Here is a 13,162-nt window from a genome sequence, read left to right as displayed (position 1 = left end):
TATATATTAAATTGTTTTCACATTTATATATATTAATAAATATATATTTATTTAAATATGTTAATATTTTAATATGAAAAATAGAATTAAAAATGCTTTGCATTCTTTTTTTAGTTTAACCAATTGAAAAAGATGATTTATTATTTCTATAACATTTATAGCAACTATTTTGGCTATAATTTTTGGTTCTCATTTTTATATTGCTAAAAATATTAATAAATCAATTGAATATGGTGGTGGTTTGCAAACTATTGCTAAAATTGAAAGAACTAAAAAATCTCCTGATGATAAACCTATAACAGCTAAAGAAGAAGAAAATGTTGCTAATGCTGTTTATGAAAGACTAACAGGTGGAACTGGAATTGTTGGTACTAATGTTATAGCAGAAGGAAATGGAAGATTAAGAATAACTAAAAGTGGATCTATTACAGAAAGTGAAAAACGTCATTTTGAAAAACTTATTTCAACTAAGCCTTCTCTTATAATGACTGATAATCAAATGCGTCCTTTATTTTTAGATGGTTATTTTCGTGAAGGCCTTAAGTTAGAAGATTTACCTTCTAGTGAATGACATAGATTCTCTCCTCCATTAAAACCAAATGGTGCTAAATTAACATATTCTGGAACTAAACCTGCAGTAAATGTTGATTTACTTAATGAAGAAGCAGAAAGAGAATTTACTAAAGCAACTGCTTATATTGCTCAAAAATCAAGTTGAGCAGATAGACAATTACTTTTTTGAAATAATTTAGATGAATTAAAAGATATTGCTGAAAAAAAATATCCAAAAGAATGAGAAGCTGCTAAGAAGAATTTTTTAAATTTTGTTCATGTTAACAATGATGCAAAACCTAAATATAATTCTAAAACCAAAAAAACAGAATCTCCAATTTTAAAAACCCATAGTATTAATGCTAAAAGATATTTAATTTCACAAGTTTTAGTTTGAAGACCTCTTCAAGCATCATCATTTGTTATTTCATCTCCTAGTTTTGATATTGCTACTGCAAGACAATTAGTAGCAAATATGAATTATGGTTCAGCAGAATATAAATTAACTATTTCTTCTTCTACTTGAGTAAATCCTGAATTAAAAAATAACACTTTTGAAAAAGCTATGTTAGCAGGAGCAATTGTATTTAGTTTAATTACTATTTTTATGATTGTTAATTATGGTTTGTTAGGACTTATTAGTTCTTTATCGATTTCTTTATATATGTTTATGACGCTTCTGTTATATACAACTCTAGGCGGTGAATATTCTCCATCAATGCTAGCAGCTTTAATAATAGGAGTTGGTATATCTGTCGATTCTAATATTATTACTTTTGAGCGACTGAAAGATGAAATATACGGAGGAGATTCGGTTAAAAAAGCTCATAAAAGTGCTAATAAGTTGTCTTTATCATCAATTTTAGATGCTAACATTACCACATTAATTGTTTCCTTTATTTTATTCTATTTTGGTAATGCTCAAATTAAAGGTTTTAGTATTACATTAATCTTCTCAGTAATGTTTATCTTAATAGCAATGTTATTATTTACAAAATTATTAACTTCATTATTATTAAATATGGACATTTTCAATAATAAGTTATGGCTTTTAGGCGTTCATAAAAAATATATTGATCATACTAGAAGTAAAACCACTTGATATAAAAACTTTAACTATGTTAAAAATTCTAAGTGATTCTTAACTGGTTCATCTTCAATTATTTTAATAGGAATTATTATCTTTACCATTTTCGCTATATTAAATAAAAATATTGCTGATGGATTTAATCGTTCTTTTGCTTTTAAAGGTGGAGTAGATATATCTATCAAAGGAGATAATATAAATCCACTTGATAGTGATTTAGCTAGTCAAATTGAACAATTTTTCTTAGAAAAATATAAAGAATGAGGTTTTGGTTCAAATAATGTTAATGCTACTATCAAAAGATTACCATTAAATGTTGAAGGTACAATCTTTGATATTAACATTCGTGCTAACATAGGTAAAAGTGATACTATTGTTTCTACTTTAATTCAAGAACTCCAAAGTAAGTTTCCTAACTTATTAATTACTGGTGAAACTATTTCTAATACAGATGCTAAAAATTTAGTATTAAATGCTTTATATGCTATTTTAATAGCATTTGCCGGAATTATTGTTTATACTCTTGTAAGATTTAAATGAACATATTCATTAGCAATTGTTATTGGTTTAATTCATACAGCAGTTGCTTCAATAGCCTTTATTGCTTTATCAAGAGCTTCATTATCGCCAATTGTTATTGCCGCTATTCTTTCTATTGTTGCTTTCTCAATCAATGATTCAATTATTGTTTTTGATCGTATCAAAGAAATTATTAAAACTAAATGACATGATGAAATTTTAGATAAGCAACAAATTAGAGAAATTACTAACCAAGCTATTGGAGATGTAATTAAAAGAAGTTTTTATACCACTTTAACTACTATTGGTTCTATTATAGTGCTTTTATGTTTTGGAAATGCTACTAATATATGATTTAATGTGATTATGATTTTTGGCCTTTTAATCGGTTCTTACACTTCATTATTTATTTCTACATGATTATGAACTGCTTTAGAAACAAGAAGACAAAAAATTATTGCTAATCATCAAAAAAATCACTATTGAAATTTTGAAAAACATGATGAACAAGTCTTTAATGGAATCAATGATTTTATAGCTTAATTTTAAATAATAAAAATGCAAGCCTAATAACTTGCATTTTTATTATCGTTTAATTATTTCCCCATTATCTAAATTAATTAAAGTACTTGCTTCATTTGTTCCTTGTCCAAAATTATAAATGTTTTTAACTTCTGGAAAAACTTTTGTAACATCTTCAATTTTTATTGGTTCTTTACCAGATATATTAGCACTTGTGACATACATAGGTCCATTTTTAAGTAAAAAATCATTTAAAGGTGCTAAATTTGGCATTCTAAAACCTTGGTTATTAATTATTATTGAATAAGCTCCAGGTCAATATTTTAAGGCAGTTTCTGTTGCTAAATTATTTCATTCTTTAAAAGATTTAGCTTGATCTAAAGAACCAACTAAAATCATTATTTTTTTATTTTTTGGACGTTTTTTTAAAAAATAAATAGTTTCTAAAGTTTGTTCATTAATAGGTCCACCAATACCTGTAACTGTATCAGTGGTACAAATAAAAATATCTTCTAAATTCATCTTTTAGTTTTTACTTTCAATAAATAAAAGTAGGTAAAAACCTACTTTATAAATAAAAAATTAATTATTTTTCTTGAATTGCTTCAATACCAGGTAAAGGTAAACCTTCAAGTAATTCTAAACTAGCACCACCACCTGTAGAAACATGAGAAAATTGACTTTCCATACCTAATTTTTCAACAGCAGCAGCACTATCACCACCACCAACTACTGAATAACAACCTTTTAATTTTGCAATTGCTTGTGCAACAACTAAAGTACCTTGTTTATAATTATTAAATTCAGTAACTCCCATAGGTCCATTTCAAATAACTGTTTTTGCACCTAAAAGATTTGAAGCAAATAATGTTCTGGTTTTAGGTCCTATATCCAATCCCATTAAATTATCAGGAATATCCTTTTCAGCAATTTCTGGTTTTACATCAGCAAATTCTGCAGCACACAAGTTATCAACTGGTAAAATAATTTTATTTTGATTTTCAGCTATAAATTTTTGAGCAAAAGGTAAAAATTCATCTTCTACTAATGACTTTCCAATATTGAAACCTAAAGCTTTTTTGAAAGTATATGCCATACCTCCACCAATGATCATTTTATCTACTTGTTTAATTAATTTTTCCAAAACTTGAATTTTATCGCTAACTTTAGCACCACCAATAATAGCTACATATGGATGAGCAGGATTGATAGTTAATTTTGATAAAGCATTTAATTCTTTTTCAACTAAATAACCAATAGCAGATTCTTTTATATTTTTACTAATTCCAACATTTGAAGCATGTTCTCTATGAGCTGTACCAAAAGCATCATTAATAAATACATCACCAAGAGAAGCTCAATAAGCAGCTAATTCAGGATTATTTTTACTTTCAGCTTTATCATTTAAATCTTCAAATCTAGTATTTTGAATTAAAATAACATCTCCATTTTTCATTTCAGCAATTGCTTTTTCTAATTCTTTTCCTCTTGTTTGATCAACGAAAAGAATTGGTTTATTTAACAATCTAGCTAATTCATTAGAAATTGGTAACAAAGATTTTTTTTCTTTATCAGTTGCTTCTTTAATTCTTCCTAAATGAGAAAGAATAATTAATTTTCCGCCTGATTTAATAACTTTTTCAATTGAAGGTAAGGCGGCAACAATTCTTTTATTAGAAGTAATAACTCCATCTTTCAAAGGAACATTAAAATCAACCCTCATTAGAACTTTTTTGCCAGTTAAAACTAAATCATCAATTGTTTTTTTCATAACAAAAACTCCTTTATTTACATTAAAATAATATATTACATATAAATATATAATAATTATAAATACTTATTACAATATAATTTATAAATATAAAAAAATATATAGTTGTTAAAGGAGCATTTATGGAAAATATTGATGATCAATACCAAAAGAAAATAGATGAAAGAAAAGAACTTCTTTTAAAACTTTATCAAGAAAATCAAGAACAACTTAAACATCCTAGTTTAATTGAAGAAGAGGAAGAAAAAATCGATAAAGAATGCGAAGAATTTGGATGTTTAATTAGCAAAAAAGAATCAATGTCTAAAAAAGAATATCATTGATTAATTGCTACTAAAATTTTAATAATTAGTGTTATTTTATTGTCCATAGTTGCTTTAATGTTAGTTGGTTATGTGATAACCAAAAGGTTTGCATAATTATGAATAATCTTGAAAATCACTTACAAATAATTATCATTATTTCTGTAATTACTTTAACCTTAATGGTACTTACATTTTTAGCAATTATTATTCCTATCACTATTAATATTTCTAAAAATAAATTAAGAAAAACTAATTATGAAAAATTGGGAAAAAGTAGTCAAATTAGATTGATTAACCAATTAAGAGAAGCAATTCAAATTCTTTCTGAAACTAAAACTGGTGCTTTAATTACTATTGAAAATAATGATAATATTGATAATTTAAGAACTGATGGAATTATTATGGACGCAAATATAAGTTCTAGTTTACTAATATCAATATTTAACAAAAACTCTCCTTTGCATGATGGAGCAGTTGTTATTAGAGATAATAAAATCCATTATGCCGCTACTTTTTTTAGAATTACTAGAAAATCAATTGATTTGCAATATGGTTCAAGACACAGGGCAGCAATGGGTATTTCAGAATTATGTGATGCTGTAACAATAATTGTTTCTGAAGAAACTGGTGATATTAAATTAGTAAAAAATGGAATTTTTTACAATGTTAGATTAGAGCAATTCCAAGAACAATTAATTAAATATTTAAAAGACTAATATAAAAATAAAAAGGAAAAAATGCCTAAAACAAGAGAAATTATTTTAGATGATGAACAAAATTCCGAGAATCATCAAAAAAATGATGAACAATTAATTCAAGAAGAATTGATAAAAACCATAAAAGAAAAAGATTTGCAAAAAGTTCGTGATTTTGCCGAAAAATATCCAGATGCTACTATTGCTAAACTTTTAAATGTTATGTTAATTGAAGAACAGTTAACATTTTTAAGATTACTTAAAACTTCTGATGCAGCAGAAATTTTTTCATATTTAGATGAAGAAGTTCAAACTAAATTAGCACAATGTTTCACTGAAGAATGAGGTATGAAACTTTTACAAGAACTTCAATCAGATGAATTGGTTGATGTTCTTGAGGAACTGCCTGCTAATGTTACTAGTAAAATTTTAGCTTTTACCCCTAATGAAAAAAGAATTGAAATTAACAGATTATTAAGATATCATGATAATCAAGTTGGCTCTTTTATGAGCATTGATTTATCAAGCATCAAAAATACATATACTTGTGAACAAGCACTGAATAAAATTCGTCGTGATTATAATAAAGCTAGAGCTGAACTTATGCATTTTTATTTCGTTATTGATGGATCTAATAAACTTTTAGGTGCACTAACATTAGAAGATATTGCTTTTGCTGATCCTAATGCTCTAATTAACGATATTTATTATTCAATAGCATCAGTTTCTACTTATGACAATCGTGAACATGCAGCACAAGTATTTTCTGAACATGACTTATCTGTTTTACCTGTTGTTAATCGTGAAGGTTATTTAGTGGGAATGATAACTAGTGATGATGTTATTGATGTAATTCAAGACTCTGCTAGTGAAGATATGTATAAATTAGCGGGAATGAATCCTAAAGAAATTATTGAAACTACTTATTTAAAAACTTCTATTGGAAAAATTATTAAATCTAGAATTTTTTGATTAATTGCTTTATTAATGTTTGCTACATTAACTCAAATTGTTATTGATAGTTTATTAAGAGTTTTTAGTAAAAATTCTTTAAATTCAACACTTACAAAAGATGCTATTTTAATTATTTCTTTATCTAGTTTAATACCTATTTTGAATAATATAACTAGTAATTCTGGATTGCAATCCAATATTTCTATTACTAGAGCTATAACATTAAGAGAAATAAATAAAAAGGATTTTAATAAAATTATTTTAAAAGAAATGCTCATTTCTTTAATCATAGGTTTAATTTTAGGAATTATAAATTTTGCTAGATTAGCAATTTATTATAGTGCTACTAAACAATTACTAGATACAGAAATGAAAAAATATTTAATTATCATTTGTGTTTCTTCAATAACAATTCTTATTTCTATTCTTTTAAGTAATTTTATAGGAATTATTCTTCCTATTATCGCTTCGAAAATTAAAAAAGATCCTTCTTCTATATCAATTTCTTTAATTAATACTTTAACTGATGTTATTACAACACTTATAACTCTTTCACTTATGATTTTAAGCTTTTTCATTTTTGTTTAAATATTAAAAAATTTAAACAAATAAGTAAATAAAAGGAGAATAATGATTAATCATTTAGATCAATGTAAATGTCCCGCTTGTTTAACTAATCAAATTACTATTTCAAATAATGAATTAAATAATTTTAATAACCTAAATAATATGGAAAATAAAATCATAATGATAGTTCTAGGTTTAATATTAACCATAATCATATGTATATTTATCTTTAAAATGACAACTTATTTAAAAAATAAATACAAAGAAAGGAAAAAATAATGAATAAAGAAAATCTTAAAAAAAATTTTTATTTAGAAGTTAATCAAGAATGATTAGCAAAAGCAAAAATTCCTAATGATAAACCGGGAACTGGAGCATTTGAAGAAGTTGATAGAAAATTAGAAAAAAGAAAAAAAACTTTATTTAAAGAATGAAGTCAAGATGAAAATAAAATTCCTAACAACCCAACATTAAAAGAAATGATTAAATTTTATAATATGGTTTCAAATTGAGAAACTAGAGATAAATTAAGTGTTTCACCCATAAAAGAAATCATAAAAGAAATCAATAATAAATATCATTCTTTTAAAGATTTGGCAAATGATTATGAAAATTTAATTTTAAAAGGTTGATATTTACCTCTTGAATTTGGAATTTATAATGATTTTAAAGATTCAACTAAACAAATTTTGTGATTAGGTAATCCTTCAATCATCTTACCTGATACAACATATTATTCTAATGAAGAAAAAGCAAATAAAATTTTTAACGTTTATGAAAAAATGTGTACTTACTTTTTATTAAAATTAGATTATTCACTAGAAGAAGCAAAAAACTTGATTAATAAAGCTATTAATTTTGATAAAAAAGTTGCTGCATTTTCTTTATCAAGAGAAGAAAGTGCTAATTATGCTAAACTATATAATTTATTTTCTATTGAAGAAACTAAAAATAAATTTGAGTTTTTAAACATTAAAAAAATTGCTGAAAATTTAACTCATAAAAATGTTTTGGAATTTAGCATAGAAAATCCTAAATATTTAGAAAATTTTAATTTCATATGTAAAGAAGAAAATTTTCAAGAGTATAAAGCTAAATTAATTCTTAGTGTAATTTTACTATATGCACCTTATTTATCTAATGAAGAAAGAGAAATTAGTGGAACATTAGGAAGATTTCTTTCCGGAATTGATAAACCTTCAAAACCAGAAAAAGCATCAATTATTCAAACTTTAAAATATTTTGGAATGCCATTTGGAATTTATTATGGTCAAAAATATTTTGGAGAAAAAGGTAAAAATGATGTTATTAAAATGGTTAAAAATATGGTTAAAATATATCAAGAAAGATTAACCCATAATACTTGATTAAGTAAAGAAACTAAGCAAAAAGCTATTTTAAAACTTGAAAAATTAGGAATTTATGTAGGTTATCCAGATATATATAAGCCATATTACGATCAATTTAAAGTTAAAACCTATGAAGAAAATAGTAACCTTATAGAAAATATTATTAATTTTGATATTTTAATTAATAAATATGTTTTTTCTCAGTATTTAGAACCAGTTAATAAAAAATATTGAAGTATGTCACCTGCTATGGTAAATGCATATTACAATCCTATTTACAATCACATAGTTTTTCCAGCTGCCATTTTTGATGATCCTTTTTATTCAATTAAAAGATCATCAAGTGCAAATTATGGAGCTATTGGAGCAATCATAGCACATGAAATTTCTCATGGTTTTGATAACAATGGAGCTTTATTTGATGAAAATGGTAATTTAAAAAATTGATGAACAGAAGAAGATAAAACTAACTTTGATTTAAAAACTCAAAAAATGATAGATTTATTTGACAAAGTTCCTACTAGTGTAGGTGAATGTAATGGAAAATTAGTAGTTTCTGAAAATATAGCAGATGCTGGTGGTATTAGATGTGCTTATGAAGCTGCTAAATTAGAAAAAGATTTTAATCCACAAGATTTCTTCATTTCATGAGCTACTCAATGAAGATCATTATATAAAGATGAATATCAAAAAATGCTTTTGGTAGTTGATGTTCATGCTCCTACAATTTTAAGAGCTAATCAACAAATAAAAAATATGGATGAATTCTATGAAGTTTTTAATGTTAAAGAAAATGATGAAATGTATATTTCTCCAGAAAAAAGAGTAAAAATTTGATAAAAAAATTAAAAAATCAAATCTAACAAAAAATGTTGGGTTTGATTTTTTTCTTCATTTTTTATAAAAAACTAAATTTTTTTAAGGAAAAATAACATATAACGCTTAAAATCATATATAATAATTTTGAAAGGTGGGGAAAAGTGGTGAAAATAAAGTTCTTTGGCCAACATTCTAGAAATATTGACATTAAAAATAGAATTGCTTTACCTTCACAATACAGAAATGTACTTGGGAATAGATTTTTCATTCTTATCGGAATTGACGGACATCCAGAAATAAGAAGTGAAGAATCTATTAATTCATTTTTTGAATCTCTAGATCGCCAAAGTGTTTTTGATGCTAAAGTTCGTATTTTAAGGAGAACATTATTTGGAAGTTCCCAAGAAATTGAACTTGATGCTCAAGGTCGTTTCATCATCCCTAAGTTATATATGGAAAAAGGAGCCTTTCAAAAAGAAATATTATTTATAGGTAGTGGAGATTATATTGAATTATGAGATCCTAAAACTTATGAAGAATATGAAAAACAATTTGACACTGATAAAATTGTTGCTGCTGCACAATCTTTAGCGGATGGAGAAAAATAAAATGACTAAAAATGAACATTATTCAGTTATGCTTAAGGAGACCATTTTGAGTTTAAACATTAAACCTAATGGAACTTATGTAGACTTAACAATGGGAATGGGTGGTCATTCAATAGCTATTTTAAAAAGATTAAATAATGAAGGAAAATTAATTTGTTTTGATAAAGATAAATTCGCTATATCAATAACAAATGAAAAATTAAAAGTTATAAATTCAAATTACATTTTAATTCATTCGGATTTTTCAAATCTTAAAAATGAATTAAAAAAACATAACATTAATTCTGTTGATGGAATTATTGCCGATTTAGGAATGAGTAGTCCTCAAATTGATAACCCAGAAAGAGGATTTTCTTATTCACAAGATGCATATTTAGATATGCGAATGAATCAAGATGAAACATTAGATGCTTACAAAGTTGTTAATTCATATTCTGAACAACAACTAAATGAAATTTTATATAGCTATGCTGATGTAAAGCTTGCAAAACAAGTTGCGAAAGCAATAGTAAAAAATCGTCCTATAAAGACAACTTTTGAACTAGTTAAGATTGTTAAAGAAGCTTATCCTGCAGCTCTTTTAAGAGAAAAAAATCCTGCAAAAGCTATTTTTCAAGCTATACGAATTGAAGTTAATCATGAATATGATTCTATAAAATCTATGTTAGAACAAAGCATTGAATTGTTAAAACCTAATTCATCATTATCTATAATTACTTTTCATTCAGGAGAAGATAAAATTGTTAAAAATTTTTTTGGTAATTTAATAAAAAGCAAAATTCCAAACAAAATGCCTATTATTGAAGAAAAAAAATATTTAACTAAAAGTATTTATCCTAGTAATGAAGAAATAGAAATTAATAATCGTTCAAGAACTGCTAAATTACGGATATTAACAAAGTTAAAATAAGGAAAATATTTATGGAAGTTTCAACAATTATATTTAACTTAGATTTTGATAAAACTGAAATTAAAGTTGCTTCAAAAATCAATAATAATTATGAAATTGTAGATAATTTTAAGTTTTCTACTGCTTTTTTATTTGAAACTTTAGAAAAACAAAAAGAAATTATTTCCATTTATAAAAATTTAAAAACTAAATATAAAGGTGCTGAAACTTCATTATGTATATATGATTCTTATTTTAAAGATTTAAAAATTAAAGAAGATGTTTCTATTTTTAAACTTAAAAAAAATAGTATTAATGAAACTAATTATTTTAAAATTTTAGAAACTTTAAAAGATATAAATGATAAATTAAAATATTCAAAATATCAATGAAATTTATTTAAATTGTTTATTGATGAAGAAACAATTAAAAAGTATAATCATTTTCCTTTTGACAAAAAAGGTGATAAACTAGAAATTATTTCATATTTAATTGAACTAGATATGAATAGTGAATTTCAAAATTTATTAACTTTTTTTGAAAAATTTAATTTAAAGTTTAAACATTATTTTCTAAAATCACAAGTTATTGTTCCAAGTTATGGAACATTAGAAGGAAATAATATTTTTATAAATATTGAATCTAATGCAATAATAATTAATAGTTTTTTTAATGGCGTTATAAATAAAAGAGAAACTATTTATTCTAATTTAAAAGAAAAAATAATGGAAATTTTAAACTCTAAAAATATTTTTTGAAATGTTAAAAAAATCCATTTATTTATTAAATCCATATTTGCTAATTGAAAATATTTTAACAATAATAATTCTAAAAATGAAATTGCTAATTTAGTAACAAATATCATAAATAAAGAACTTGAAGATATTAGTTTAAAAATATTAAAATGTATTGATAATATCAAAAATTTTGATAAAAATAGAGGTTATGTAATAACAAAAGGTTTTGGTGCTAACTTAATAAATAAAAAATTGTTAAATCAAGGCTATACTTGTAAAAATCATGATCCATTTTATTCTAATGAAGTTTTAAAAAATGATATTTTATCTGGCATATTATTTTTAACTAAAAATTATGTTCCTAAAATTTTATCTAATGTTAATACCTTGGATAAAAGTATGGTTATTAAAACTAAACCTAAAAAAATTCATTTATTTAACATTAATGAATGAATAAAAAGCAAAAAACTTAAAAAACAAGGAGAAAGGGAATGCAAGATTTACTAAGTCAAAAACCTATTAATATGAAAGTCATAGGTATAGGTGGTGCTGGTAATAATGCAATAAATCTTATTATTTCAGAAAAAGAAAACTGAAATGATGTGGAATTATTTGTAGCTAATACTGATAGTCAAGATTTAGCTAAATCAGCATGTAATAATAAAATTTTTCTAGGTTCATCCACTCGTGGACTTGGAGCAGGAAATGATCCAAATATTGGTGCTCAATGTGCTAATGAATCACTTTCTGAAATCCAAAAAGTTGTAGCAAACACTGACATTGTTGTAATAGCAACAGGACTTGGCGGTGGTACTGGTACTGGTGCTTCTCCTATAATTGCTAAAGCTGCAAAAGATGCTGGTGCTCTAACTATAGCTATTGTTACAACACCTTTTAAACTTGAAGGTAAAAATAAATCTTTAATAGCGAATAAAGGTTTAGATTTACTTAAAAAAAATGTTGATGCTTTTATTGTTTTATCAAATCAAAAATTAATTTCTTTATATAATAAACTACCTATAATTGATGCTTTTAGAGTTGCTAATATCACTTTAAAACAAAGTATTAAAGCTATACATGATACTATCTTTAAAACTGGATATATCAATGTAGATTTTAATGATTTGCGAAGAATATTGCTTAATGGTAAAGAATCAATTATAAGTATAGGTACAGCTCATGGAAAAGAAAGATCTAAAAAAGCTATACAAGAAGCTTTTTCCGCTCCTTTATTTGAAAAAGAAATTAAAGGTGCTGGAAAAATGATTGTTCTATTTCAATGTGATAAACATACTAATTTAGAAGAAATTGAATCTGCTAGTGATATGATAGATGAATTGATATATTTAGATGCTGATAATATTGAAAAAATCATTGGTTTTCAACTACTTGAAGATCAAGAAGACTTTTTTCAAGTTAATATTATTGCTTCTAATATTAAAAATGAGGCTCCTTTTTCAAAAAATAATGATACTATTGAACAAAAAATTCATAATTTGGCCAATAATACCATTAACAACTTCAAAAATCAAACTAATAATAATATTGATGAAGAAACTAAAGATTCAATACCTAACTTTTTCAAAAATTAAATTTTATTGTTGATGTTCCGAAAATAATAAAATAAATAATAATGAGCTTAGTTATAAGCTCATTTTTTATTTAATTTTAAAGACATCTCTATTTAATACAAAATATTTCTTTTTTTGATTCATATTCCATTATAAAACTACAATCATTTTTACAAAACCAGTATTATTTATTGTATGATGTGCTTTATATAAAGAA

General features: G+C 24.4%; 12 protein-coding genes. 10 read left to right on the top strand and 2 right to left on the bottom strand.

Going from position 1 to position 13,162, the window contains the following annotated elements:
• The first annotated feature begins 73 nt into the window (after nucleotides 1-73).
• Nucleotides 74-2,701, top strand: coding sequence for a protein translocase subunit SecDF (gene secDF, locus ACJA27_RS01715; protein WP_406618271.1), 2,628 nt, complete (start codon nucleotides 74-76; stop codon nucleotides 2,699-2,701).
• A gap of 42 nt (nucleotides 2,702-2,743) precedes the next feature.
• On the opposite strand, the gene ACJA27_RS01710 is transcribed toward secDF, so the two are convergent.
• Nucleotides 2,744-3,202 (bottom strand): Sua5/YciO/YrdC/YwlC family protein, encoded by a 459-nt coding sequence (locus ACJA27_RS01710; protein ID WP_406618270.1) that lies wholly within the window; start codon nucleotides 3,200-3,202, stop codon nucleotides 2,744-2,746.
• Between the two features lie 64 nt (nucleotides 3,203-3,266).
• On the bottom strand, nucleotides 3,267-4,451 hold the full coding sequence (locus ACJA27_RS01705; RefSeq protein WP_406618269.1) for a phosphoglycerate kinase: 1,185 nt from the start codon (nucleotides 4,449-4,451) through the stop codon (nucleotides 3,267-3,269).
• Between the two features lie 122 nt (nucleotides 4,452-4,573).
• Here ACJA27_RS01705 and ACJA27_RS01700 point away from each other — a divergent pair, with 122 nt between their 5' ends.
• The 9 genes from ACJA27_RS01700 (at nucleotide 4,574) to ACJA27_RS01660 (ending at nucleotide 12,966) form a co-directional block, all read left to right on the top strand.
• A complete protein-coding gene (locus ACJA27_RS01700; RefSeq protein ID WP_406618268.1) occupies nucleotides 4,574-4,870 on the top strand; it encodes a hypothetical protein in 297 nt (98 codons plus the stop codon).
• Between the two features lie 2 nt (nucleotides 4,871-4,872).
• A complete protein-coding gene (locus tag ACJA27_RS01695; protein WP_406618267.1) occupies nucleotides 4,873-5,472 on the top strand; it encodes a diadenylate cyclase in 600 nt (199 codons plus the stop codon).
• A gap of 21 nt (nucleotides 5,473-5,493) precedes the next feature.
• A complete protein-coding gene (gene mgtE / locus ACJA27_RS01690) occupies nucleotides 5,494-6,993 on the top strand; it encodes a magnesium transporter (RefSeq protein ID WP_406618265.1) in 1,500 nt (499 codons plus the stop codon).
• A 42-nt stretch (nucleotides 6,994-7,035) separates the two neighbouring features.
• Complete coding sequence (locus tag ACJA27_RS01685) at nucleotides 7,036-7,251, top strand: hypothetical protein (protein ID WP_406618264.1); 216 nt, start codon at nucleotides 7,036-7,038, stop codon at nucleotides 7,249-7,251.
• Complete coding sequence (locus ACJA27_RS01680; RefSeq protein ID WP_406618263.1) at nucleotides 7,251-9,161, top strand: M13-type metalloendopeptidase; 1,911 nt, start codon at nucleotides 7,251-7,253, stop codon at nucleotides 9,159-9,161. Before ACJA27_RS01685 ends, ACJA27_RS01680 begins: the two co-directional genes overlap by 1 nt.
• 143 nt (nucleotides 9,162-9,304) lie before the next feature.
• The gene (locus ACJA27_RS01675) at nucleotides 9,305-9,748 is read left to right on the top strand and encodes a division/cell wall cluster transcriptional repressor MraZ (protein WP_406618262.1); all 444 of its coding nucleotides are present in this window, start codon (nucleotides 9,305-9,307) and stop codon (nucleotides 9,746-9,748) included.
• Nucleotide 9,749: 1 nt separating this feature from the next.
• Nucleotides 9,750-10,658 carry a 16S rRNA (cytosine(1402)-N(4))-methyltransferase RsmH gene (gene rsmH / locus ACJA27_RS01670; RefSeq protein ID WP_406618261.1) on the top strand — a complete coding sequence of 303 codons (909 nt, stop codon included), beginning with the start codon at nucleotides 9,750-9,752 and terminating at the stop codon, nucleotides 10,656-10,658.
• 11 nt (nucleotides 10,659-10,669) lie between these two features.
• Complete coding sequence (locus ACJA27_RS01665) at nucleotides 10,670-11,881, top strand: MAG3720 family protein (protein WP_406618260.1); 1,212 nt, start codon at nucleotides 10,670-10,672, stop codon at nucleotides 11,879-11,881.
• Complete coding sequence (locus tag ACJA27_RS01660) at nucleotides 11,866-12,966, top strand: cell division protein FtsZ (RefSeq protein WP_406618259.1); 1,101 nt, start codon at nucleotides 11,866-11,868, stop codon at nucleotides 12,964-12,966. The genes ACJA27_RS01665 and ACJA27_RS01660 overlap by 16 nt, the downstream gene beginning before the upstream one ends.
• Nucleotides 12,967-13,162 lie beyond the last annotated feature (196 nt).

This window comes from Mycoplasmopsis lipophila, assembly GCF_045276895.1.
GTDB classification, from domain to species: Bacteria; Bacillota_I; Bacilli_A; order Mycoplasmatales; family Metamycoplasmataceae; genus Mycoplasmopsis; species Mycoplasmopsis lipophila.
The sequence above is the reverse complement of the archived record's forward strand: the minus strand, read 5'-3'. Positions and strand labels throughout refer to the sequence as shown.